The 22,330-nt window shown below is 63.2% G+C and carries 24 protein-coding genes and 1 tRNA gene; 15 read left to right on the top strand and 10 right to left on the bottom strand.

Annotated elements, in window-relative coordinates; all coding sequences use genetic code 11:
- Positions 1–421: 421 nt before the first annotated feature.
- The 14 genes from AC1RBA_RS13150 to AC1RBA_RS13085 all read left to right on the top strand — a co-directional run bounded on the left by AC1RBA_RS13150 (position 422) and on the right by AC1RBA_RS13085 (position 13,557).
- Positions 422–604: a Flp family type IVb pilin gene (locus AC1RBA_RS13150; RefSeq protein ID WP_034752975.1), complete on the top strand. Its 183-nt coding sequence runs from the start codon at positions 422–424 to the stop codon at positions 602–604.
- Between the two features lie 52 nt (positions 605–656).
- Positions 657–1,190: an A24 family peptidase gene (locus AC1RBA_RS13145; RefSeq protein ID WP_070219065.1), complete on the top strand. Its 534-nt coding sequence runs from the start codon at positions 657–659 to the stop codon at positions 1,188–1,190.
- 93 nt (positions 1,191–1,283) lie between these two features.
- A complete protein-coding gene (locus AC1RBA_RS13140; protein WP_492418544.1) occupies positions 1,284–2,657 on the top strand; it encodes an ATP-binding protein in 1,374 nt (457 codons plus the stop codon).
- Positions 2,654–3,508, top strand: a complete 855-nt coding sequence (gene cpaB / locus AC1RBA_RS13135; protein ID WP_492418543.1) for a Flp pilus assembly protein CpaB — start codon at positions 2,654–2,656, stop codon at positions 3,506–3,508. The genes AC1RBA_RS13140 and cpaB overlap by 4 nt, the downstream gene beginning before the upstream one ends.
- Before the next feature lie 20 nt (positions 3,509–3,528).
- Positions 3,529–4,977, top strand: a complete 1,449-nt coding sequence (locus tag AC1RBA_RS13130; protein ID WP_492418541.1) for a type II and III secretion system protein family protein — start codon at positions 3,529–3,531, stop codon at positions 4,975–4,977.
- Between the two features lie 16 nt (positions 4,978–4,993).
- Positions 4,994–5,302 carry a hypothetical protein gene (locus tag AC1RBA_RS13125; protein ID WP_070219068.1) on the top strand — a complete coding sequence of 103 codons (309 nt, stop codon included), beginning with the start codon at positions 4,994–4,996 and terminating at the stop codon, positions 5,300–5,302.
- On the top strand, positions 5,292–6,719 hold the full coding sequence (locus tag AC1RBA_RS13120) for a pilus assembly protein TadG-related protein (protein WP_492418539.1): 1,428 nt from the start codon (positions 5,292–5,294) through the stop codon (positions 6,717–6,719). Before AC1RBA_RS13125 ends, AC1RBA_RS13120 begins: the two co-directional genes overlap by 11 nt.
- Positions 6,716–7,198 (top strand): TadE/TadG family type IV pilus assembly protein, encoded by a 483-nt coding sequence (locus tag AC1RBA_RS13115; protein WP_070313047.1) that lies wholly within the window; start codon positions 6,716–6,718, stop codon positions 7,196–7,198. The genes AC1RBA_RS13120 and AC1RBA_RS13115 overlap by 4 nt, the downstream gene beginning before the upstream one ends.
- Complete coding sequence (locus tag AC1RBA_RS13110) at positions 7,188–7,796, top strand: TadE/TadG family type IV pilus assembly protein (RefSeq protein ID WP_070219070.1); 609 nt, start codon at positions 7,188–7,190, stop codon at positions 7,794–7,796. Before AC1RBA_RS13115 ends, AC1RBA_RS13110 begins: the two co-directional genes overlap by 11 nt.
- A 55-nt stretch (positions 7,797–7,851) precedes the next feature.
- Positions 7,852–9,021 (top strand): CpaE/TadZ family protein, encoded by a 1,170-nt coding sequence (locus tag AC1RBA_RS13105; protein WP_070219071.1) that lies wholly within the window; start codon positions 7,852–7,854, stop codon positions 9,019–9,021.
- A gap of 50 nt (positions 9,022–9,071) precedes the next feature.
- Positions 9,072–10,418 (top strand): TadA family conjugal transfer-associated ATPase, encoded by a 1,347-nt coding sequence (locus AC1RBA_RS13100; RefSeq protein ID WP_083287262.1) that lies wholly within the window; start codon positions 9,072–9,074, stop codon positions 10,416–10,418.
- Between the two features lie 12 nt (positions 10,419–10,430).
- Positions 10,431–11,408, top strand: coding sequence for a type II secretion system F family protein (locus AC1RBA_RS13095; protein ID WP_070219073.1), 978 nt, complete (start codon positions 10,431–10,433; stop codon positions 11,406–11,408).
- A 120-nt stretch (positions 11,409–11,528) separates the two neighbouring features.
- Positions 11,529–12,467 (top strand): type II secretion system F family protein, encoded by a 939-nt coding sequence (locus AC1RBA_RS13090; protein ID WP_492418536.1) that lies wholly within the window; start codon positions 11,529–11,531, stop codon positions 12,465–12,467.
- A gap of 13 nt (positions 12,468–12,480) precedes the next feature.
- The gene (locus AC1RBA_RS13085; RefSeq protein ID WP_492418534.1) at positions 12,481–13,557 is read left to right on the top strand and encodes a LytR C-terminal domain-containing protein; all 1,077 of its coding nucleotides are present in this window, start codon (positions 12,481–12,483) and stop codon (positions 13,555–13,557) included.
- Positions 13,558–13,627: 70 nt separating this feature from the next.
- Here the strand turns inward: AC1RBA_RS13085 and AC1RBA_RS13080 are convergent, their stop codons facing one another.
- The gene (locus tag AC1RBA_RS13080; RefSeq protein WP_492418532.1) at positions 13,628–14,620 is read right to left on the bottom strand and encodes an EDSAP-1 family PEP-CTERM protein; all 993 of its coding nucleotides are present in this window, start codon (positions 14,618–14,620) and stop codon (positions 13,628–13,630) included.
- 199 nt (positions 14,621–14,819) lie between these two features.
- Complete coding sequence (locus AC1RBA_RS13075) at positions 14,820–15,194, bottom strand: hypothetical protein (protein WP_070219077.1); 375 nt, start codon at positions 15,192–15,194, stop codon at positions 14,820–14,822.
- A gap of 150 nt (positions 15,195–15,344) precedes the next feature.
- Here AC1RBA_RS13075 and AC1RBA_RS13070 point away from each other — a divergent pair, with 150 nt between their 5' ends.
- Positions 15,345–15,656 (top strand): hypothetical protein, encoded by a 312-nt coding sequence (locus AC1RBA_RS13070; protein WP_492418531.1) that lies wholly within the window; start codon positions 15,345–15,347, stop codon positions 15,654–15,656.
- Positions 15,657–15,683: 27 nt separating this feature from the next.
- Here the strand turns inward: AC1RBA_RS13070 and AC1RBA_RS13065 are convergent, their stop codons facing one another.
- From AC1RBA_RS13065 to petA, 8 genes are all read right to left on the bottom strand, one after another.
- Entirely contained in the window at positions 15,684–15,890 is a 207-nt protein-coding gene (locus AC1RBA_RS13065; RefSeq protein ID WP_034753599.1) for a dodecin, read from the bottom strand.
- Between the two features lie 705 nt (positions 15,891–16,595).
- A complete protein-coding gene (locus tag AC1RBA_RS13060) occupies positions 16,596–17,288 on the bottom strand; it encodes a Panacea domain-containing protein (protein WP_216350345.1) in 693 nt (230 codons plus the stop codon).
- Positions 17,289–17,659: 371 nt separating this feature from the next.
- Positions 17,660–17,735: transfer RNA gene (locus tag AC1RBA_RS13055), tRNA-Thr, on the bottom strand.
- A gap of 26 nt (positions 17,736–17,761) precedes the next feature.
- Positions 17,762–18,274 (bottom strand): ClpXP protease specificity-enhancing factor, encoded by a 513-nt coding sequence (locus tag AC1RBA_RS13050; protein WP_474294104.1) that lies wholly within the window; start codon positions 18,272–18,274, stop codon positions 17,762–17,764.
- Between the two features lie 225 nt (positions 18,275–18,499).
- Positions 18,500–19,111, bottom strand: a complete 612-nt coding sequence (locus tag AC1RBA_RS13045; RefSeq protein ID WP_010394154.1) for a glutathione S-transferase N-terminal domain-containing protein — start codon at positions 19,109–19,111, stop codon at positions 18,500–18,502.
- A gap of 120 nt (positions 19,112–19,231) precedes the next feature.
- The gene (locus tag AC1RBA_RS13040; RefSeq protein WP_070223750.1) at positions 19,232–19,996 is read right to left on the bottom strand and encodes a cytochrome c1; all 765 of its coding nucleotides are present in this window, start codon (positions 19,994–19,996) and stop codon (positions 19,232–19,234) included.
- Positions 19,997–20,032: 36 nt separating this feature from the next.
- Positions 20,033–21,445, bottom strand: a complete 1,413-nt coding sequence (locus tag AC1RBA_RS13035) for a cytochrome b (protein WP_492418529.1) — start codon at positions 21,443–21,445, stop codon at positions 20,033–20,035.
- Between the two features lie 2 nt (positions 21,446–21,447).
- Positions 21,448–22,056 carry a ubiquinol-cytochrome c reductase iron-sulfur subunit gene (gene petA / locus AC1RBA_RS13030; protein WP_034753009.1) on the bottom strand — a complete coding sequence of 203 codons (609 nt, stop codon included), beginning with the start codon at positions 22,054–22,056 and terminating at the stop codon, positions 21,448–21,450.
- Positions 22,057–22,330: the final 274 nt, after the last annotated feature.

Raw genomic sequence — 22,330 nt, 5'->3', positions numbered from 1 at the left:
GCATGTTCGCGTCCGTCTACAAGAAGCCAAGATTTATTTGGTGGCATGACGCTCTGTACCGCCGGGCGAGAGGCCTTTCCAAAGAAGAGCTAAGCAGGATAATGTCTTTTTGCCTAATAGGCAATTAACGTATGCAATATTTCATGTAAATACATGAGATTCATGCACTACATTGCAAAAAACTTGCCCTGACGAAGGCTTTCAATCCGGATCGCAACATTTGTTTGCGCCAGCCGCCATGTCGACAAGGTTTGATAATTTCCATATGGAAACTTGTGGCGCGTCAATTTGCCAAAACGTGGACGCTTTATAGTCAATGCAATGGCGCAGAAATTTACGGCAGGAAACATATTAGCAGGAAAGGGCAATGTTTCACACCCGATTGCGCCAGGGACTTGTGATTCACTTTTGGGAGCTTGTCATGCATACCTTCCTGTCGGCAGTACAGCAGTTTGTCAAGGATGAGGATGGCATTACGGCAATCGAATACGGCCTGATTGCGGCCTTGATGGCCACCGCCATCACGGCCGGATTCTTGCTGATCAAGACCAACTTGCTGGCCGTCCTCACCGACATCTCGTCGAACCTGGTGTTGACGCCCTAAGCGGGTGCCCGCTGCTGGCCGGCCGGCAGCGGGTTTTTTCGGGAGGTGTGCCATGCCTGCAACTGCCTTGTGCGACCTGCTGTTGCTGTGCTTCGTGACGGGGGCCGCCGTCAGTGATCTGATCCAACGCAAGATTCCGAATTGGCTGGTGCTGGCCGGCATGCTCGCCGCGCTGGCGCTGCATTTGTGGTTGTGGCCGCACCGCGTGCCGCAGCTGGTGCTGGGCGGCATGGCGACGGGCTTCTTTCTGTTCCTGCCTCTGTATGTGCTGCGCGGCATGGCCGCCGGCGACGTCAAGCTGATCGCCATGGTGGGCACCTTTGCCGGTCCCTGGCCCGTGCTGCAGATCTGTTTCGCCACGTTTGTCCTGGGCGGCCTGATGGCCGTGCTGATGATCACGTACCAGGGCAAGTGGCGCGCCTGCCTCGGCAATCTGCGCCAGCTGCTGTGGCCGATGATCGCGCGCATGGCCGGCATTCCCCTGGCGCCGACCGCACTGGGCAGCCATGCCAGCGTGGGCAACATGCCGTACGGACTGGCCATTGCCCTGGGCTGCCTGGTGGTGCAAGGGCAGCATTATTTCTGATTGGCATTCATTGCTCTGAATCAATGGGCGCCAGTGCCCGCTCGCTAGAATGAATTCTGTTCAATGCAGTCTTAACCGGCTAGGAGACGCAGCATGACCGAGGTCGACTATTCCATGAGCACCGACAGCGTTCCGCGCCCCGCCGACGCGAACCTGATGCCGCCCTTGCCGCCGCAGCCGAAGAGCTTGCGTGAAACGGGGCTGGAACGGCCGCTGGTCGTCGAACTGATTGCCAAGCTGATGTTTGTGGGCGGCAAGACGCATCTGTCCGCGCTGACGACGCGCTTGCGCCTGTCGATCAATGTCTTGCGCGAAGTGCTCGATTTCATGGTGACGGAGCAGATGGCCGAAGTGGCCTGGCGCGGCGAATCCGACATCGACGTGCAGTACCAGCTGACGGGCGCCGGCAAGCAGCGCGCCAGCGCTTTTCTTGAACGCTGCGCGTATATCGGCGCCGCGCCCGTCACCCTGGAAGCGTACCGCGCCATGGTCGCGCGCCAGTCGTGGCTGGCGCAGGAACAGCGTGTCGGCAGCGATGACCTGGCCGCCGTGCTGGGCGGCGCCCATGCGGGGCCGGGCATGCTCGACGTGGTGGGCGCGGCCCTGCATTCGGGGCGCTCGCTGCTGCTGTACGGTCCGCCCGGCAGCGGCAAGTCGACCTTGGCGCTGCAACTGGGGCAATTGCTGCACGGGCTGGTCGCCGTGCCCTACGCCATCGTCGTCGGCCACGACATCATCCAGTTGTACGATCCGGCCCAGCACCTGCCGCCCGCGCCGCAGCACGTCAGCCATGCGCGCCAGGCGCTGGAGCGGCGCAGCACGGATATCCGCTGGGTGCTGTGCCAGCGTCCCGTGATCCACGTGGGCGCCGAGCTCGACGCCGGCACGCTGGAGCTGCGCCATGACGCCAGCGGCGGCTGCTACCAGGCGCCGCCCCATGTGCGGGCCAACAATGGCATGCTGATCATCGACGACCTGGGCCGCCAGCGCCTGGGCGCGCAAGAACTGCTGACGCGGCTGATGCAGCCGCTGGCACGGGGCAGCGACCAGCTGGGCCTGCCCGGCGGCGTGCAGATCAGCGTGCCCTTCGACAACGCCCTCGTGCTGGCCACGAACGTGCCGCCGGGCGAGCTGTTCGATCCTGCCTTGCTGCGCCGCATCGGCTACAAGGTGCAGGTGGGGCCGCTGGCCGAGAACGCCTATCGCGCCCTGTTCCGCCAGCAATGCCGCCTGGCCGGCATGACCATCGACGAGCTGGCCCTGAACCATCTGCTGCAGCTGCATGGCGCGCAGGGACGGCCCCTGCTGGCCAGCTATCCGCAGGAATTGCTGGCGCGCATAGGCGACTTCGCCGGCTTTGCCGGCAGCGAGGCGCGCCTGACGGTGGGCGCCCTGGAGCAGGCCTGGAGCAGCCTGTTTGCCAGTTGCGACATGCCGGCCGCCAGCCTGTGCGAGCGCATCGCATGAAAAACCGGCGCGCCCTGCTGATGATGGGCCTGGCCGTGGTGCTGGGTCTGCTGGCCGTGCTGCTGGCCTCGCACTGGCTGCTGCGCCAGACGCCGGCCGGCAAGGGCAAGATCGTCGTCGCCGCCAGCGATGTCAACCTGGGCCAGCGCCTGACGCCCGAGATGCTGCGCCTGGCCGAATGGCCGGCGGAAAGCTTGCCGCAAGGCGCGCTGCAAGACCCGGCGAAACTGGCGGGACGGGTACTGAAAACGAGCGTGCTGCGCGGCGAGCCGCTGAGCGAAGCCAAGCTGGCGCCCGTGGGGACGTTGGGCGGCCTGTCGGCCCTGATCACGGAAGGGCGGCGCGCCATCACCGTGCGCGTCAACGACGTGATCGGCGTGGCCGGCTTCGCCTTGCCGGGCAATTATGTCGACATCATCGTCAGTACCCAGCAGGATGCCGGCGACCGCGCGTTTCCGCAAAGCCGCAACATTTCCAAGATCGTGCTCGAACGCATCCTCGTGCTGGCCGTGGCGCAGGAAGTGGGACGCGACGAGACCAAGCCGCGCGTGGTCAATGCCGTGACCCTGGAAGTGACGCCGGAACAGGCGGAAAACCTGGATCTGGCGCGCAGCGTGGGCAGCCTGTCGCTGGTGCTGCGCAACCAGGTCGACCCGCAGCCGGGCGTGACGGCGGGTGCCACCAAGCTGACCCTGCTGGGCGGACCGCATGAAGCCGAGCCTGCTCCCGCCGCCGCGCCCGTGCCGGCCGTGGCGCCGCGTCCCATGCGCGTGGCCAAGGCGCCGCCGGAGCCCAAGCGCCAGTGCAGCGGCGTCATCGATGGGACGCGCCAGTCGCGCGAATGTTTTTAGCCTTGTTGCCTTGATCAACCATGGACACGCTCATGAACCGCGCCCTGCTGACACTGTGCTGCCTGCTGTTGCCGCTTGCCGGCGCGGCAGCCGATCCTGGCCCCCGCTGCGGCGGCGAAGCGGCGACGCCCGGCAACTTGCAGCTGCAGGTGGGCAAGTCGAGCATGTTGCGCCTGCCCGAGGCGGTGCTGGCCCGCAGCGTCGGCAATCCGGCCATGCTGCAAGCCATGCTGGTCGCACCCGACACCTTGTATCTGGTCGGTGTCGACGTGGGCAGCACGAATATGATCATCCAGGGCAGGAGCGGCGTGTGCAGCGTGGTGAACGTCAGTGTCAGCATGGACCCGTCCGGCCTGCAAACGACCCTGGCGGCCCTGATGCCGGAAGAAAAAGCCATCCGCGTGACGGCCGTGGCCGATACCCTGGTGCTGTCGGGCACGGTGCAGGATGCGGGCGCCGTGCTGCGCGCCGTCGAGCTGGCGCATGCGTATGTGCGCCGCGCCACCGCACCGCTGGCGCTGCCCAAGCCAGCCGATGGCGCCGCCTTGCCGCTCGCGGCCGCTGCACCCGGCGGCGCGGGCAGCGCGAACAGCCGCGTCATCAATATGCTCGACGTCAGCGCGCCGCAGCAGGTGATGCTGGCCGTGCAGATCGCCGAAGTGTCGAAGTCCCTGCTGGAGCGGCTGGAAGTGGGCGCCACCCTGCGCCTCGCCTCCGGCAGCTGGGCCACCACCTTGCTGTCGAATTTCTTGAGCGGCACGGCCAACGGCTTGCTCGACGTGCGCAAGTCGAATGGCCAGCAGCTGACCATCGAGGCGCAGAAACAGGATGGCCTGGTGCGCATCCTGGCCGAGCCGACGGTGATGGCGATCAGCGGACAGGAGGGCAGTTTTCTGGCCGGCGGCAAGATCTTCATTCCCGTCGGCCAGGACAACAACAAGATCACGCTGGAAGAGCGCGAGTATGGCGTCGGCCTGCGATTTACCCCCACCGTGCTGTCGGGCGGGCGCATCAATTTGAAGGTGGCGCCGGAAGTGTCGGAACTGTCGCGCGAAGGGGTGGGCATTTCCGCCGTCGGCGTCAGCGGACGTTCTATTTTGCCCGTCATCACCACGCGGCGCGCTTCGACCACGGTGCAGCTGTATGACGGCCAGAGCTACGCCATCGGCGGCTTGATCAAGAACAACCAGGTGAGCAACATCGCGGGCGTGCCGTGGCTGAGCGAACTGCCCATCCTCGGCGCGCTGTTTCGCAGCACGGACTTCCAGCATGACCGCACGGAATTGTTGTTCGTCATTACCGCGCACCTGGTGAAACCCTTGCCGTCCGATGTCGTGCTGCCGACGGCGCAGCTGGCGCCGCCTTCGCGCACGGAATTGATGTTGCGCGGCAAGATGGAAGCCACCGTGCCGCCAGCGCCGCCGTCCGTGCCGCCGCCGCGCGCGGCCAACGGCTTCGAGTTGAAATGAGACGGGGAGACACGCCATGCCGAATTCGCTCCTGATATGGCTGCGGCGCCTGGCCGCGCTGACCCTGGCGCTGCAGCTGGCAGCCTGCGCGCACAGCAGTAGCAGCACGCCGCAGCTGGACCCGCGCTTCGGCGACGCCGTGCGCCTGGCCATGGCGCAGCAGGTGCGCGATCCGGCCAGCGCGGACAATCGCCAGCCTGCCGACGGGCTTGACGGCCCCAGCGCACACGCCGTCATGCAGCGCTACCGCGCCTCGTTCGCCGAACCGAACGGCCAGACGCCGCAGCCGGTGCAGTTCATGCTGGGAGGCGCCAATGGCAAATAGACGCCGGCGCGAGCGCGGGGCGATGCTGATCGCCTTTTCCATCCTGCTTATCCTGGTGCTGGGCTTTATCGGCCTGGCGCTCGACGTGGGACAGATCATCGGCCGCAAGACGGAATTGCAGAACCTGGCCGACAACGCGGCGCTGGCGGCGGCCGCCGAACTGGTGGGCACGCCCGAAGGCTTGCTCGCTGCCGTGGACAAAGCCAAGCAGAGTGCGGCCGACAAGAGCGCGTGGCGGCGCCGCATGCAGGGCGCGATCCTGTCGGACGCCAGCATCCGCTTCGCCAGCGCGCCCGGCGCGCCCGCCAGCGAATGGCATGCGGCGGGCGCCGTGCCCGACGCCGCCACGGCGCTGTTCGTGCGCGTCGATACGCAGGCCAATGCACCGTCGCTGGGGCGGGTGGCGACGGCGTTCCTCGGCGCCTTGTCGCCGGCGCTGCGCACCCTGGACACGGGGGCGCGCGCCGTGGCAGGACGTACCAGCCTGAACCTGACGCCGCTGGCCGTGTGCGCGCTGTCGGCCAGCGCGGCCAGCCCGCGCACGAATGCGGCGCTGCTGCCGGCCGTCGAGCTGCTGGAATATGGTTTTCGCCGCGGCGTGGCGTATAACCTGTTGAAACTCAATCCGCACGGTCCGGCGGCCGAACACTTCGTGCTCAATCCCCTGGGCCAGCCCGGCGTGGTGGGCTCGTCGCTGCAGGTCGGCGAGTCCAGCGTGCTGCCGTTTGTGTGCAACGGCACGGTGCTGTACCCGCGCATCGGCAGCGCGCAAGTGCATGTGCACCGGCCGTTTCCCGCCGCCTTGTGGCCGGCCTTCAACGCGCGCTTCAACCTGCATGCGGGCAGCGGCTGTCATCCCGTCACGGCGCCGCCCGACACGAATATCCGCGCCTATCCGAATACGGCCACGAACTGGTGGATGACGAACACGCCCGACGCGCCGAGCGCCCTGAGCACCGGCAATCCGCTGCTGTCCGTGGCCGATCCGGAATCGAACGCGACGCCGCCTGCCGTTGGCAGTTACGGCCCGCTGTGGTCGTTTGGCAAGGCGGTCAAGTACAGCAGTGTGAAGCCGGCCGGCGGCTACGTACCGTTCGCCACCAGCGACTGGGCCAGGCTGTATCCGGCTAGCCCTGCCGCGCCGGCCGCCAAGCCCGGCTACCCTGCCACGCCGCCATACCAGACGCTGGCTTACCAGACGGCGCCGACCGGCAATACGGGCGTGGCGCAGCGGCGCCTGCTGCATATTGCCCTGCTGGCCTGCCCTGTGCCGGCCGGCAGCGACGTGCTGGCGCAGGTGCGGGGCATCGGCCGCTTCTTCATGACGGCGCCGGCCAGCAATGGCGTGTTGAGCGCCGAATTTGACGGCCTCGTGGCCGAGGGCGCGCTGGCGGGCCCTGCGGAGTTGCTGCAATGAGGCCGCCCTGCCGCGCGCGACGCCGCCAGGAGGGTGTCGCCGCCATCGAGCTGGCGCTGATCCTGCTGTTTTTCATGGCGCTGCTGCCTTTCGTGCTGCTGTTCGGCCGCGCGCTGCTGGTGTACACGGCCCTGCAAAAAAGTACGCACGATGCGGCGCGCTACCTGGCCACCATGCCGCTGTCGCAGATGGCCAGGGGCGACACGGCGAACCAGGGTGCCGTGTTTGCCCGGCAGATGGTGGTCGATGCCATGGCGGAAAGCTGGCCGGCCATGCAGCCATACCTGATCAGCGTGGAATGCGTGTATGCCGACGACTCCTACAGCTGCGGCACTTATGCGGCGGCGCCGCTGCAGGTGCGCATCAAGTTGTCCGTCGACATGCCTGTGGATTTCCTGCCCGAACTGACCCGCAAGTGGCTGCCGCAGCTGGCGCCGATCCCGCTGCGCGCCAATGCGACAGTACGCTATGTTAATTAACCTGCGCCCCCGCCGGCAGCGCCAGGGCGGCGTCTTCGCCGTCGAGTTCGCCATGCTGGCGCTGCTGTTCTTCCTGTTCCTGTTCGCCATGCTGGAAGTGGCGCGCGCCGTGTATCTATGGAATATGGTGCACGAGATTACCCGGCGTGCCGCGCGCGGCGCCGCCGTTACCGATTTCAGCAATGCAAGTGCGCTGCAGGCCGTGCGCGCGCAAGCCGTGCTGCGCGCCGCGCCTGGCGTGCTGCCGCTGGGCGGCGGCATCAGCGACGCGTATGTGCGCATCGATTACCTGTCACAGTCCAGCGGCGGCGCCGCGCTGGCGGCATTGCCGGTGACGGTGATGCCCGGTTGTCCGCAGCGTAACCGCATCAATTGCCTGGACGATCCGCATGGCGCCAGCTGCATCCGTTTCGTGCGCGCGCGCCTGTGCGTGCCCGGCGATGGCGGACGCTGCGAGAGCGTGCCGTACCGGCCCATCCTGCCGCTGCTGGCAGTGATGTTTCCTTCCGGCGCAGGCGCCGTGCGCCTGCCCAACGGCGCCACCATGGCCGTGGCCGAGTCGCTGGGTTATCCGGACAATCCCGGTTTTTGTCCTTGAGCGCCACTTGGCGGCGCAGCCGACTGTGTAGACCTGAAAGAAGCGAGGAAGTGCGATGAAAGCCCTGATGATTAGCCGCGATGCCAGCTTGCACGATGAAATTGCCGCGCAGGGGGCGGCCCGCATGCCCGTGCTGCGGCTGCTGGAACGGCGCAGCGGCCTGCGCGACGCCGTCGAGCGCATGCTGCCGGAAGCGCCGGAACTGGTGATCGTCGACGCCAGCGGTATCGATGCCGACGAAGCCGACCTGCTCGAGCGCCTGGCGCGCCAGTATCCGCTGGCGGTGCTGATGCTGCTCACGCGCGGACAGCAGCAGGATGTGCTGATCCGCGCCATGCGCGCTGGCATGCGCGAAGTGCTGCAGCTGCCGCTGGTGCACAAGGCCTTTCACGAGGCGATGGATCGGGTCGATATCCAGGCCGGCGTGACGCAGATGCGCGACGGTAAAGTCCTCGCCTTCATCTCGTGCAAGGGCGGCAGCGGCGCCACTTTTCTATCGACGAATTTTTCCTACGCGCTGGCCAGCCTGGCCGGCTGCAAGGTGCTGCTGATCGACCTGCATGGCCAGTTCGGCGACGCCACCCTGTATGTCTCGGACCAGAAGCCGGCGATGACACTGTCCGACATCTGTGCCCAGATCGCGCGCATGGACGGCGCCTTCCTCGCCTCGTGCCTGGTGCACGTGACGCCGAACTTCGGCGTGCTGGCGGCGGCCGACGACCCCGCGCACAAGGTCGACATGCAGCCCGAGCACATGGACCGCATCCTGGCCGTGGCGCGCCAGCACTACGACTACATCGTGCTCGACGTGGGACGCCAGATCGATGCGCTGTCGTTGCGCGCGCTCGACAACGCCGACGCCATCTATCCGGTGCTGCAGCTGGCCTTGCCCGACATCCGCGACGGGCGGCGCCTGCTCGACATTTTCCGTTCGCTCGGCTATCCGGGCGAGCGCCTGCGCCTGATCGTCAACCGTTATGAGAAGGGCGGGCGCCTGCGCCTGGCGGACCTGGAGCAGGCGCTGGGCGCGGAAGTGGTGCACACGGTGCCCAACGATTACATCGCCGCCACCGATTCCGTCAACCAGGGCATCCCGCTGCTGCAGCTGTCGCGCACCAGCGCCGTGGCGCGCAGCCTGGCCGAGCTGGTGGAACTGGTGACGGCGCGCCGCGTGACGGAAAGCCGCGGCCTGTTCGACCGCCTGTTCAGCCGCAGCGAGGTTTAGGACAGAAACATATGTCAAGGCTCCCGCCGGGGGCCATCATGGGAGCCGAGATGACTTTACGCGAACGCCTGGCGGCAAATGAAACGGTGCGCCCCGCCAGCAATGGACAAGGCGCGCTGGCGCTGCACGCCTACCAGGAACTGAAAAAAACCATGCACCAGACGATACTCGACCGTATCGACCTGGAACGCCTGAAACGCCTGACTGCCGAGCAGTTCAAGCATGAGCTGGCGCTGCTGGTGCAGCGCGTGATCGAGGAAGAGCGCATCGTCCTCAATCAGCACGAGCGGCATAGCCTGGTGCTCGACATCCAGCACGAGATGCTGGGCTTTGGTCCGCTCGAACCCCTGCTGGCCGATGCCAGCGTGTCCGACATCCTCGTCAATACCTGCGACAAGGTGTATGTGGAGCGGGGCGGGCGGCTGCAGCTGACGGACGTGACCTTCCACGACAATGCGCACCTGATGAAGATCATCGAAAAGATCGTCTCGCGCGTGGGACGGCGCGTCGATGAATCGAGCCCGATGGTCGACGCGCGCCTGCCGGACGGCTCGCGCGTGAATGCCATCATTCCGCCGCTGGCCGTCGATGGCCCGATCCTGTCCATCCGGCGCTTTGCCGTGCAGCCTTTGAGCATCGCCAACCTGCTCGACTACAAAAGCCTGACGCCGCCCATGGTGCAGGTGTTGCAGGCGCTGGGCCAGGCGAAGATCAATATCCTGATCTCGGGCGGCACGGGCAGCGGCAAGACGACCCTGCTCAACGTGCTGTCCGGCTTCATTCCCGGCAGCGAGCGCATCGTCACCATCGAGGATGCGGCCGAACTGGCGCTGCGCCAGCCGCACGTGGTACGGCTGGAAACGCGCCCGCCGAATATCGAAGGCAAGGGGGAAGTAAGCCAGCGCGCGCTGGTGCGCAATGCGCTGCGCATGCGGCCCGACCGCATCATCCTGGGCGAGGTGCGCGGCGCCGAGGCGCTCGACATGCTGCAGGCGATGAACACGGGCCATGAAGGGTCGCTGGCGACCATCCATTCGAACACGGCGCGCGACGCGCTGGCGCGGCTGGAAAACATGGTCGGCATGGCCAACGTGAACCTGACGCCGCGCGCCACGCGCCAGCAGATCTGTTCGGCCGTAACGGTGGTGATGCAAGTGTCGCGCCTGACGGATGGCGCGCGCAAGCTGGTCAGCCTGCAGGAAGTGACGGGGATGGAAGGCGACATCATCGCCATGCATGAAATCTTCCGCTTCGAGCAGACGGGCGTCGATGCCGACGGCAAGGTGCAGGGCCACTTTTGCGCCACGGGCGTGCGGCCCCGCTTTACGGAGCGCTTGCGCATGTTCGGCGCGCCGGTGCCGGACACGGTGTTCGACCCGGACCGAATTTATGAGTAAGGGGGAGGGATCATGGACCTGGTGTTCTACGGCTTTGCCGTGCTGCTGTTCGCCGCCTGCATTCTGATGGTGGAAGGGGCCTGGCTGTGGTGGTCGGGCACGCATGGCAGCGCGGCGCGGCGCATCAACCGGCGCCTGCGGCTGATGGCGGCGCGCGGCGAGGCGGGCGGCGAGCGCGTCTCCATCCTCAAGCAGCGCCGCTATGCGCGTTCGCCCGGCCTGGAGCGGCTGCTGCGGCGCATGCCGCAGGCGGCGCGGCTGGATCATTTGCTGCTGCAATCGGGCTTGTCCTGGTCGGTGGCGCAATTCCTGGGCGGCAGCGGCGCCTTGCTGCTGGCGGCCTTGCTGCTGTTGGCGGCCTGGTCCATGCCCTTGCCCGGCGCCTTGCTGCTGCTGTCCTGTGCCGTGAGCGCACCGTGTTTGTTCGTGCTGCGCGCGCGCGCGGCGCGGCTGAAAAAGATCGAGGCGCAACTGCCGGAAGCGGCCGATTTCCTGGCCCGCGCGCTGCGCGCCGGGCACTCGTTTTCGAACGTGCTGCAGATGGTGGGAGACGAACTCAATGAGCCGATCAGCGGCGAATTCAAGACGGCGCACGAAGAGATCAATTACGGCGTGCCGATGAACGAGGCGCTGCAAAACCTGGCTGCGCGCATCCCGCTGACGGACTTGCGCTACCTCGTCATCGCCGTGCTGGTGCAGCGCGAATCGGGCGGCAACCTGGCCGAGGTGCTGGTCAGCATCGCCCGCATCATCCGCGCCCGCTTGAAGTTGCTGGGACAGGTGCGCGTGCTGTCGGCCGAGGGGCGCATGTCGGCCTGGGTGCTGGGCCTGATGCCGGTGGTGATGATCGGTGTCATGGCCCTGGTCAACCCGCAATACATCCGCCTGCTGTGGACCGATCCCAGCGGCATCAAACTGTTGTGGTACGCGGCTGGCATGGTGGCGCTGGGTGTCGTCTGGATGCGTAACGTCATCCGCATCCGTATTTGAAGGGCGCGCCTGAAAAAAAGTCCATGGCGTTGTTGCGTCGCCTCGCCGTACGCCCGTACTGTCTTCGGCGACGCGCCTAGCCCTGAACGTTTTTTCAGTCGATCAGAGGAGGAATACTTCATGACCGGTGCACAACTGCTGTTCTTGTTGATCGTCTTTGCCGTGGTGGTGGCGCTGGCCCTGCTGGCGTGGCTGATCTTCTTTCCCGGTACCTTGCGCCAGCGTCTGTTCGGCGCCACGGCGTCGGCCGCCAGCGAGGCGGTGGCCGATACTGGCTGGGTCGAGCGGGTGGTGCGCGTGGCGCAGCCGTTCAGCAAGCTGTCGCTGCCGGAAGAGGGCTGGGAGCGCTCGCCGCTGCGCACGCGTTTCATGAACGCGGGCTGGCGCCAGGCGAGCGCGCCGGCCCTGTACTTTGCGGCGAAAAGCGTGCTGGCCCTGCTGTTTCCCACCGCGCTGGGCCTGTATGCGGCCAGCGCCATGGCGGCGCAGCTGCGCAGCGTGCTGCTGTTGCTGCTGTGCGTCAGCGCCACCATCGGCTATTACCTGCCCAACCTGGTGCTGGCCAGTACGGCCAAGCGGCGCCAGCGCGACATTTTCGAAAACATCCCCGATGCGCTCGACTTGCTGACCGTGTGCGTGGAAGCGGGCCTGAGCCTGGAGCGCGCGCTGGTAAAGGTGTCGGGCGAGATCCACATCAAAAGCGTGGTACTGGCGCAGGAATTGCAACTGGTGCTGATGGAAATGCGCGCCGGTTTTTCCAAGGAAAAGGCGCTGCGCAACCTGGCCTTGCGCAGCGGCGTGGAAGACGTCGATACCCTGGTCGCCATGCTGATCCAGTCGGAACGCTTCGGCACCAGCATGGGCGATTCGCTGCGCGTGCATTCGGAAAATCTGCGCGGCAAGCGCAGCCTGCTGGCCGAGGAGGCGGCGGCGAAGATCGCGTTAAAGCTGCTGTTCCCGCTGATTTTTTGCGTCTTTCCCACCCTGATGCTGGTGCTGATGGGGCCGGCCGTGATCGAAGTCTATCGCGTGCTCGTGCCGGCCATGGCCAGCCGCTGAAAGGAGTCTCACCATGCGCTTGACGATATCCCGCCTGGCCGCCGCCTGCGCCTGTCTGGGCCTGGCCGCCTGTACCACGCAGCTGGCCCATGCACCGGCGCCGCAGTGGCCTGACGCCGATGCCGCCTATGCGGCGGGGCGCCAGCATGTCGAGCGGGGCGACCTGCCCGCGGCGCAAGCGGCTTATGAGCAAGCCCTGCGCCATGCGCCGCGCCACGTGAACGCGCGCAACGGACTGGCCGTGCTGCACGCGCAGCGGGGCGAGCATGACGCGGCGATCGCCCATTGGCTGGCCTTGACGCAGGAGGCGGGTACACGGCAGCCGCAGCAGGCCTATCTGTTCAGCAATCTCGGCCACGCCTATTATTTAAGCGGCCGCGACGCGCAAGCCTTGCCCGTGCTGGAACAGGCGTGTCTGCTCGATCCGCTCAATGCGCTGGCCTGGCAGCACCTGGCGCAGGTACTGGAACGGCTGGGACAGCACGAGCGCGCCGCCGTCATGCGGCGCCAGGCGGCCAGCTTGCAGGAACACGATGTGCGGCGCGATCTGGCCTTGTTGCGCGGCGAGGCGCCGCCGCAGGGCGTGCCCGCGCCGGTGCCCGATGCGCCCGCCATGGCGCGCGTGGAGATCACGCAGAGCGATGGCATGGCCCGCCTGAGACGCGTGCCGGCGGCGGTGCGCAGCCTGACCGTTAGCCCATTGGTGCCGGCTGCGCCTGCGCCTGTGACTGGCACGCCGCGTCCGCGCCTGGAAATTGTCAACGGCAACGGCGTGCCGGGCCTGGCCGCCGCGCTGGCGCGCAGTCTGGCAGGAGCGCCCGTGCAGGTGGTGCGCCTGGCCAATGAAGCCAGCTTCCAGGTGGCGCGCACGCGCGTCGAGTACCGGCCCGCGCAGGAACAGGCGGCGCGCCAGCTGGCCCGCCAGTTGGGTACGCAGGTGCAGACCCAGGTGCAGACCCAGGCCGCCGATTGCCCCGCCAGCGAGCTGCGTCTGGTACTGGGGCGCGACTTGAGCGACCCCGCCATGCTGCACCGCTATTATCTGCAGCAATTGCAGCTGGCGCGCCAGGCGCTGGCACGGCTCGGTTAACACGCATCGGCTGGCATAAAAAAACGCGGCGCCTTTTGCGGGCGCCGCGTGCTTTTGAGCGTGCCAGTGCTTATTTAGCCTGGCGGCGGCGCGTAAAGGCGAGGGCGGCCAATCCCGTCCCCAGCAGGAACAGGGTGCCTGGCTCCGGCACTTGCAAGGGATCGATGACGACGATGTCGGTGCGCGTGGACTTGGAAAAATTCAAGGTGTAGCTGCCGGCGGGCAGGGCGAAATTCGAGGTCAGGGAAAACATCGCGAAGCCATTCGTGAAGGCGCGCCCGGTGGCCGGGTCGTTGGTGCCGGCCGTCATGTTCAGGCTGAACGGGTCCAGGCTGCCGACCGTATGGTTGCCGTTGATGTCGCTGCCATTGCTGGCATCGCCATCAGGCGCGAACTGGAAGATCACGCCGTCGGCATTCGCATGCGACAGGCAGCCGACGGGACTGGCGGCATTGCACGAGATATTGAAGATATCCATGATCGACACGTTCGATTTGTCGCCCATGGTCGTCACGCTGGTGCGCAGGTCGCGCCGGCCCATGAAGCTGAAGGTGATGAAGCCGGCGCTCGACAGGGTCAGGTTGACGGAGCCGGTCAGCGTGTCGCCGGCCGTCGACGTGGCGGCGCCTACCGTGTTGCGCTGTGCTTCCGAGACGGCGCTCACGGTGGAGCCGGCGGCCGTGAGCATATTGCCGAAGGCGTGCGCATCGCCGCGGGCGAACTCCAGGGTGGAGCTGGGGCTGGGGCCGTAGTGGTTTTGCGGCAAGCCGCTGCAGCCGCCGCCCGAACATACTTGCAGCACGTCGGCGTTGGCGGCCGGACCCGTATTGACGGCGCGCGGATTGACGGCCACGCCGCCCTGGAAAAAGGCGCTGTCGCTGGCATTGCGGTTGGCGCCAGCCAGCGACAGCGCGCCGGCGCTGGTGGTGATGCGGAAATTGTTCAATTCGTTGACGGCCAGGCCGTACGCACCTGCCTGCGCCTGACCGCTGGCCAGCAGACTTGCCGCCGCCAGTGCGCCCAGCCAACCCAGGGTCTTGTTTCGTGTGTGATCGACGTTCATCGCAGCCTCTTATCGTAGTCAGTCTCGGGAAATCCGGGGGAGAAAGAATCCAGAATGTCCAGAATGACTTGTCTGAATTCATCTCGTAGACAGTGATAAGCAGCTTGTATGCCACACAAAAAAAGCACATTGAATCAAGTGCTTGCGTAAAGCAGACTGAGCCGGTGGAAGCAAAGTGTAAGAAAGGCCGACGCCGCTTTCAGGTGCCTCGGTGATAACCCAGGTGGCCGCCCGAATTGCGCGCGCAGCCGCAGCCGATGCGCGCCACTTCCTCGCCCTCCGTCAATTTCCAGTTGGTAATCGTCGTGTGCTGCCAGTCGATGTCGCTTTTCTTGACAGGCTTCACCGTCAACGTGCGGGCGGCCGCATCCGTGTACTCCATCAGCTCTTCGTCGTCGGCGATGTCGAAATGGCGGTGGATCAGGGAAATGCCGAAGCGGTCGAGCGCGCCATAGCGCTGCAGCACGTCGCGCAGTTCGCGAAAACACGCCAGGTCGTCGGGCAGCAGCGGATGGACGGCGGAAATATCGGCGACGGGCTGCCATTGCATGGCGTGGATGTTCAGGCTGTGCATGATGTTCTCCTGTGCCCCTTGTCGCTAGCCCAGGCTGCCGGAGGGGCGCCGGCACGCCTGGCGAAATGCTCATCGTGGCCGCAACGCCGTTGCGGCGCTTGCGCCAGATCAAAGGTGCGGCACATCATGGCTTGCCCGGTAAAATAGGCCATGGCAAACAAAACCCCCACTTTCCCCGGCGCACGCACGGGCCGCGGCCAGGTCCTGGCCGTGCTGCTGTCGAACCGCGACCAGTCCGGCGCCGAGCCGCTGCAAGGCCGCGTCTCGCTGGCCGCCATCGTGAAAGCGCTGAAACGCAAATACCACTGGCCCATCGAAACGCACAGCTTCCCCGCGAATACGCAGGACGGCCGGGCCAGCTGGGCAACCGTCTACAGCTTGCCGGACAAGGTGATCGAGGCCGCGCTGGACAGCGGCGGCCGGGAGTGGCTGGAGAGCCGGGGAACGGTCGGGCGGCGCTGAGCGCGCGGCCTGCCTTACTCGATCACTTTATTCGAGCCGGAAGCCGACCTTCAGCGTGACCTGGAAATGCGCCACCTTGCCATCGACGATATGCCCGCGCGATTCCGTCACTTCATACCAGTCCATGTGCTTGACCGTCAGCGCCGCCTTGGCAATGGCATCGCGTATCGCCTGATCGCTGCTCTCGGTGGACGTGCCGACCAGCTCGATCAATTTGTAAGTGTGTGCGGACATGATATTTCCCCAGGTAGGCAAGCCAGACATCGGGAGCCTGCATTGCGCAGGCACGTGCTCATCTTGCGCCTAAATGTGCTGATAGTCATTGCGCGGTGCAGCAAGGCGATTGCGAATCTGGCGAAGGCTGCCATCATGTTGGCAACATTGCTGTCGGTTAAAACCGGGACTTCAGTTGGTCTTGTCGGCGTGTGGGTGGAGATAGTCCGCGTTGCGTCCCACGCTATGCGCTCACTTCGGGTCGCGATGAGCGTCAATGGCACCAGGAGCATCCTGCAGGCGCCTGGGAAGAAAAAGGTTAGCTACACAACTAAATGGGTAGTCGTTTGAAGGCACCCTTCGTGAACTTCGATGCATTCAGCCCGGCTTTGATCTCTGAAAAAGGCGGGTCTCCGCAAGGACGGTGCACACGAAACACCCCGCTCTCCACCAATTGCGACAATGTTGCCGCAGGCTCCAGTCGAGTATGCTTGTAGGCGATGTGACTGTGATGCTCTACGAAAGGATGGCTTCCGACCTGAAGCTCACAAGTTGCATCGAACGGGACGTTCGGATAGGTCGAACAAACGCATACCAGCGCGCACATATTGTCAGGATAGCCATCGATGGGCGCTGGGTCATTTAGTACTATAAATAAATGAAACATACCACCAGGACCAGATGGTATGAGGAGTGTTTCCTTGGCTCGCGGTAACCAGCCGGGCATCATGCCGCCGATGTAAAAGCGGCGTTGATCGCCTGCTGCTCGCGTAATTGTTTTTTCAGTAACCGTGTCTGTTCATTATTAAATTTAAGTACTTCGAACAATTTTTCTAACGTGATGGGTACTGATGAGCCTTCAGGATCTTCCCACTCAGGGCAAATTTTGTGAGTGAGGTCGCGAATCTGATATTTGCTCAAGTGACCAAAATCTTTCCAAGTTTCTGCGAGAACTTCAAACTCGGCTTCAGATAATTCCAGAAGGTCTTGCTCTGGCGAGCGAATCCGACTTCCGTCACGCAAAGCCACAGCATGATCCTCACGATCCGCGATCCACGCATCCCACCCATTATCTTCAGATGAGGACATTCCGTTAATGCGATTCAGTGTTTGAGACAGAACAGGTCCGTGATCCATAGAAACAAGCTTGTCGCCAATGATCGGATCGCCGTACATCTCATATGAGCGCCGCTCTGCTAGATAAAGCAACTTCATCAGCTTAAGTACAGGAAGGCGGCCTTGGGCTTGAAATAGGAAGTAAGCGGCAACCTGCGCGGCTTTCTTTTCGGAATATAAGTTTTGCATAATTTTGAGCCTCCATCGCATCAATTTTGAGCAATTTGGATAGCTATTCGAGATCAATCTACGCACAAAGTACATCGCTGTCAACATATTGCCGTGCATGATGCTCTGGCCCATGCAACATGTGCGGAAAGTGGATGAGATCAGTTTAACTGTATAAATGTACAGTATTTTTGATAATTGTCAAACGAAATCGATAAGCGCCAGCGCATCGGCTGGATGGCTTTGCCGCTAGACGGGGAGGTCGGTCAACGTGCTTCTGCATGTCGTCATGCGGCAAAAAGGGTTCCACCGTGCACCAGCCTGGAAACCACACTGATTGATGCCTGTCTTTGCCGGGAACGTCGACAAGAAGCCACGCTGGAAAGTAGTACGTGAGGTGTGATTGCTTGTAATCAAGAGAGGCGCAACTATAAGTTGGCGTTGTCACGTGCTTGCTACTGATCCAAAAGAAAAGGGCTTACATTTCTGTAAGCCCTTGATATTCTTGGTGCCGACTGCCGGTTTCGAACTGGCCACCTGATGATTACAAATCAACTGCTCTACCAAATGAGCTAAGTCGGCAAAAACTGCGCGTTGCGAATTATACGCTATTTAATGCGTGTCAGGGTCGGGCGGCCGCCTTTTTTTGGCGGCTCGTCGTCGCCGGGCGTGGCGGCATCGCGTTGTTCGGGGGAGCTGGTCGGCACGGACGACAGGGTCGGAGCGCTGCTGGCGGGGGCGAGCACGGGCGGCGGCACGTCGGCGGAGGCGGGGCTGTCCGTCGGTTGCGCGTCGGGGTCATCGTTGCCCAGCACGGGCTCGAAGGCCATGCCCTGGCCGTTTTCGTTGGCGTAGATGGCCATCACGTTGTCGACCGGCACGTAGATTTCGCGCGAGACGCCGCCAAAGCGGGCGTGGAAGCGGATGGCGTCGTTGTCCATCTTCAGGCCGCTGGTGGCGCCGAAGCTGATGTTGAGCACGATTTCGCCCTTTTTCACGTATTCCATCGGTACCGTGGTGCGCGAATCGACTTTGACCGCGAGATAAGGCGTGTAGCCGCTGTCGGTGCACCATTCGTAGATGGCGCGCAGCATATAAGGTTTGGTTGAGATTTCAGACATGATAGGCACTGTGAGGCGGGAGCGCCCCCGTCAGCATGAGGCGGGCGCACCGGTAGTTCAAAAGACTGGGACAGCGCTAAAAACAACTTTAACACGTGGCCCAAGATGCCCCAGAAAGCGTCGCGAGCAAGCCCGATATCGGCTTGAGTAACGCAGCCGTACTTCAGTACGGCGGGTAACGCCGAGTCGAGAGCGGGCTGCGCAGCAGCTTTATGGGGATATCTTTTAGCGGCGCATGACTTTTTCGGATGGCGTCAGTGCTTCGATGTAGGCAGGACGCGAGAAGATGCGTTCGGCGTATTTCATCAGCGGTGCAGCCGTCTTCGACAGTTCGATGCCGTAGTGGTCCAGGCGCCACAGCAGCGGCGCGACGGCCACGTCGAGCATCGAGAATTCGTCGCCCAGCATGTACTTGTTTTTCAGGAACAGCGGCGCCAGGGTCGTCAGGCGGTCGCGGATTTCCGCGCGTGCCTTGTCGTGGGCCTTGTCGTTGCTCTTGGCGCGTTCGCTTTCCAGCACGTGCACGTGCACGAACAGTTCTTTCTCGAAATTGAACAGCATCAGGCGCGCGCGGGCACGCATCAGCGGATCGGCCGGCATCAGCTGCGGATGCGGGAAGCGCTCATCGATGTACTCGTTGATGATGTTCGATTCATACAGGATCAGTTCGCGTTCGACCAGGATGGGCACCTGGCCATACGGGTTCATGGTCGAAATGTCTTCCGGTTTGTTGAACAGGTCGACGTCGCGCACTTCGAAGTCCATGCCTTTTTCAAACAGGACCAGGCGGCAGCGTTGCGAAAATGGGCAGGTTGTACCCGAATAGAGAACCATCATTTTTTATAGTTCCTTAGAAACAAAGGGGGTGAAGCCGCGAACGGCTCACCCCAGGTCGCTTGTCCACTCATGCGGACAACGCAGAAACAGGCATAAACCGGCCTAAGGCCGGCGCCTCACTTATTTGACTTCCTTCCAGAACGACGCGTTAAGGCGCCATGCCAGCAGAGCAAAGACCGACAGGAACAGCAGTACCCAAACGCCCAGGCGCTTGCGTGTCTGCTGTGCCGGTTCGGCCATCCACTCCATGTAGCCGACCAGGTCGGCTACCGCATTGTCGTACTCGATCTTGTTCAACGTACCTGGCTTGACCTGCTCGAAGCCGGTAAATTTGTGGATCTTCTTGCCAGCTTCGTGCGGATCGTTCTCTTCCACGAACTTGGCAGTCTGGACACCTTGCAATTCCCATAATACATGCGGCATGGCAACATTCGGCACGACCATATTGTTCCAGCCGGTCGGACGAGTGTCGTCTTTATAGAACGTACGCAGGTAAGTATACAGGTAGTCGCCGCCTGTGCCAGCGGAAGATGATTTCGCGCGCGAAATTACCGACAAATCCGGCGGTACGACGCCAAAGAAGGCCTTGGCATCCTGCGGCGCCAGGCTGGTCGTCATCAAGTCGCCGACTTTATCACCGGAGAACAACAGATTCTGCTTGATCTGGTCTTCCGTCAAGCCCAGGTCGCGCAGGCGGTTGTAGCGCATCGACACGGCGGCGTGGCAATTCAAGCAATAATTGACGAACAATTTGGCGCCATGTTGCAGCGCTGCCATGTTGGTCTGGCGGTCAGGCGCCTTGTCCAGCGGAAAGCCGCCTTCGCTGGCGAGAGCCATGGCGGGCACGAGTGCCAGGATGGCGAGCAGTTTTTTTGCAATCTTCATATGATGTATGTCCTTTGAGCGTGGCGTGAGAGCGGCTTAGTGCGGGTGAAACGTCACACGCGACGGCACGGTCTTGAACTTGCCCATGGCACTCCACCATGGCATCAGCAGGAAGAAGCTGAAGTAAATCAGGGTGCACACTTGCGACACGATGGTTCTGAAGTCCGTTGGCGGCTGGGTACCGAGGTAGCCGAGGATCAGGAACGACAGGCCGAAGATGGCGTACACATATTTGTGCCAGTTCGGACGGTAGCGGATCGATTTCACGGGCGAATGGTCGAGCCATGGCAGGAACGCCAGGATCACGACGGAACCGCCGAAGAACACCACGCCCCAGAATTTCGCATCGAGCACCTGCGGCAGCATGCCGATGATGGCGACGATGGCGATGCCGGCGATGATGGACTTGACCGTCGTCGACAGGCGCGACTTGAGCCAGATGAACACCACGTAGGCGGCCACGGCACCCATCAGCACGTACATGAAGTCGGCCGTGGTGGCACGCAGCACCGAGTAGAACGGCGTGAAGTACCAGGTTGGCGCGATGTGCAGCGGGGTTTTCAGCGAGTCGCCCGGCAGGAAGTTGTTGTATTCCAGGAAGTAACCGCCCATTTCCGGCGCGAAGAAGACGACGGCGCTGAAAATGACGAGGAAGATCGAGACGCCGAACAGGTCGTGCACGGTGTAGTAAGGATGCGAAGGGATCGAATCGACGGGGTGGCCATCGGCGCCCAGGTTTTCCTTCACTTCGATGCCGTCCGGATTGCTCGAGCCGACTTCATGCAGGGCGATCAAGTGCGCTGCAACCAAGCCCAGCAGTACCAGCGGGATGGCGATCACGTGGAAGGCGAAGAAGCGGTTCAGGGTGGCGTCGGACACCACGTAGTCGCCGCGGATCCACAACGACAGGTCAGGGCCGATGAACGGGATGGCGCCGAACAGGTTGACGATCACTTGTGCGCCCCAGTACGACATCTGGCCCCATGGCAGCAGGTAGCCGAAGAACGCTTCGGCCATCAGGCACAGGAAGATGGCGAAACCGAACAGCCAGATCAGTTCACGTGGCTTGCGGTACGAACCGTACAGCAGGCCGCGCGTCATGTGCAGGTAGACGATGATGAAGAAGGCCGAGGCGCCCGTCGAGTGCATGTAGCGCACCAGCCAGCCCCACGGCACTTCGCGCATGATGTACTCGACGGAATTGAAGGCCAGGGCCGCATCCGGTTTGTAGTGCATGGTCAGGAAGATGCCGGTGACGATCTGCAAGACCAGCACCAGCATGGCCAGCGAGCCGAAGATGTACCAGAAATTGAAGTTTTTCGGGGCGTAGTACTTGCCCCATTGGTCATTCCACAGCTTGGTCAGGGGAAAGCGGTCATCGACCCAGCCCAGCGCTTTTTCGGTGGCGGGAGCGTCTGCCGGAAATTTCGTTTCTTTGAAAGCAGCCATGATCAAGCCTCGCCTTTCTCGTCTTTACCTATCAGCAATTTGGTGTCGCTCAGGTACATATGGCGCGGCACTTGCAGGTTGTCCGGCGCCGGCTTGTTCTTGAACACGCGGCCTGCCATGTCGAAGGTGGAGCCGTGGCAAGGGCACAGGAAGCCGCCTTCCCAGTCATCGGGCAGCGACGGTTGCGGGCCGGGGGCAAATTTCGAGGAAGGGGAGCAGCCCAGATGGGTGCAGATGCCGACGGCGACGAGAATTTCAGGCTTGATCGAACGCGCCTCGTTCATGCAGTATTCCGGCGTGAATTCGGCGGGATTGCGCTGGGAATTGGCGTCGGCGACTTTGCCGTCGGTCTTTTTAAGCGACGCGATCATTTCCGGCGTGCGCTTCAGGATCCAGACCGGCTTGCCGCGCCATTCGACGGTGCGCATTTCGCCGGGTTGCAAGGTGGTGATGTCTACTTCGACCGGCGCGCCAGCCGCTTTCGCGCGCTCCGACGGCTGGAAGGTGCTTACCAAGGCTCCCGCGGTTGCCAATCCAACTACACTGCCCGCCGCGCACGTGGCGACGAGCAAGCCGCGACGGCCTGAATCGACCTGCTTTTCGTTACTCATGCAAACCCCAATCAGTCAAAATGCGAATCTTTATTATGAGTGGCAGCCGCGAAAAACCCGTCGCCGAAGCTCTATCCCACTGATTGCCGCAACCCGCATCTTTGTACGGTAAAGTGGCAACATCCCTGCGGAACTTCGGACTATGGCGCAGCCCGTGCCAGTTTCTTGTTGATTATCCGGAAGTGAAAAAGCCACTTCTGGCAACCGCAAATTATAAGTGAAGCAAACAACGAATAAAACAAAAACGTTGCTTGTACCATAATTTATATACTTT

It is taken from the genome of Janthinobacterium sp. GW823-FHT03B06, from assembly GCF_058796955.1.
Note: the sequence above shows the minus strand (reverse complement) of the source record. Positions and strands in the feature narration are given on the sequence as shown.

Coding starts and splice junctions, on each gene's coding strand:
- AC1RBA_RS13150 (WP_034752975.1), top strand. CDS start 422: ATGCATACCTTCCTGTCGGCAGTACAGCAGTTTGTCAAGGATGAGGAT.
- AC1RBA_RS13145 (WP_070219065.1), top strand. CDS start 657: ATGCCTGCAACTGCCTTGTGCGACCTGCTGTTGCTGTGCTTCGTGACG.
- AC1RBA_RS13140 (WP_492418544.1), top strand. CDS start 1,284: ATGACCGAGGTCGACTATTCCATGAGCACCGACAGCGTTCCGCGCCCC.
- cpaB (WP_492418543.1), top strand. CDS start 2,654: ATGAAAAACCGGCGCGCCCTGCTGATGATGGGCCTGGCCGTGGTGCTG.
- AC1RBA_RS13130 (WP_492418541.1), top strand. CDS start 3,529: ATGGACACGCTCATGAACCGCGCCCTGCTGACACTGTGCTGCCTGCTG.
- AC1RBA_RS13125 (WP_070219068.1), top strand. CDS start 4,994: ATGCCGAATTCGCTCCTGATATGGCTGCGGCGCCTGGCCGCGCTGACC.
- AC1RBA_RS13120 (WP_492418539.1), top strand. CDS start 5,292: ATGGCAAATAGACGCCGGCGCGAGCGCGGGGCGATGCTGATCGCCTTT.
- AC1RBA_RS13115 (WP_070313047.1), top strand. CDS start 6,716: ATGAGGCCGCCCTGCCGCGCGCGACGCCGCCAGGAGGGTGTCGCCGCC.
- AC1RBA_RS13110 (WP_070219070.1), top strand. CDS start 7,188: ATGTTAATTAACCTGCGCCCCCGCCGGCAGCGCCAGGGCGGCGTCTTC.
- AC1RBA_RS13105 (WP_070219071.1), top strand. CDS start 7,852: ATGAAAGCCCTGATGATTAGCCGCGATGCCAGCTTGCACGATGAAATT.
- AC1RBA_RS13100 (WP_083287262.1), top strand. CDS start 9,072: ATGACTTTACGCGAACGCCTGGCGGCAAATGAAACGGTGCGCCCCGCC.
- AC1RBA_RS13095 (WP_070219073.1), top strand. CDS start 10,431: ATGGACCTGGTGTTCTACGGCTTTGCCGTGCTGCTGTTCGCCGCCTGC.
- AC1RBA_RS13090 (WP_492418536.1), top strand. CDS start 11,529: ATGACCGGTGCACAACTGCTGTTCTTGTTGATCGTCTTTGCCGTGGTG.
- AC1RBA_RS13085 (WP_492418534.1), top strand. CDS start 12,481: ATGCGCTTGACGATATCCCGCCTGGCCGCCGCCTGCGCCTGTCTGGGC.
- AC1RBA_RS13080 (WP_492418532.1), bottom strand. CDS start 14,620: ATGAACGTCGATCACACACGAAACAAGACCCTGGGTTGGCTGGGCGCA.
- AC1RBA_RS13075 (WP_070219077.1), bottom strand. CDS start 15,194: ATGCACAGCCTGAACATCCACGCCATGCAATGGCAGCCCGTCGCCGAT.
- AC1RBA_RS13070 (WP_492418531.1), top strand. CDS start 15,345: ATGGCAAACAAAACCCCCACTTTCCCCGGCGCACGCACGGGCCGCGGC.
- AC1RBA_RS13065 (WP_034753599.1), bottom strand. CDS start 15,890: ATGTCCGCACACACTTACAAATTGATCGAGCTGGTCGGCACGTCCACC.
- AC1RBA_RS13060 (WP_216350345.1), bottom strand. CDS start 17,288: ATGGGCCAGAGCATCATGCACGGCAATATGTTGACAGCGATGTACTTT.
- AC1RBA_RS13050 (WP_474294104.1), bottom strand. CDS start 18,274: ATGTCTGAAATCTCAACCAAACCTTATATGCTGCGCGCCATCTACGAA.
- AC1RBA_RS13045 (WP_010394154.1), bottom strand. CDS start 19,111: ATGATGGTTCTCTATTCGGGTACAACCTGCCCATTTTCGCAACGCTGC.
- AC1RBA_RS13040 (WP_070223750.1), bottom strand. CDS start 19,996: ATGAAGATTGCAAAAAAACTGCTCGCCATCCTGGCACTCGTGCCCGCC.
- AC1RBA_RS13035 (WP_492418529.1), bottom strand. CDS start 21,445: ATGGCTGCTTTCAAAGAAACGAAATTTCCGGCAGACGCTCCCGCCACC.
- petA (WP_034753009.1), bottom strand. CDS start 22,056: ATGAGTAACGAAAAGCAGGTCGATTCAGGCCGTCGCGGCTTGCTCGTC.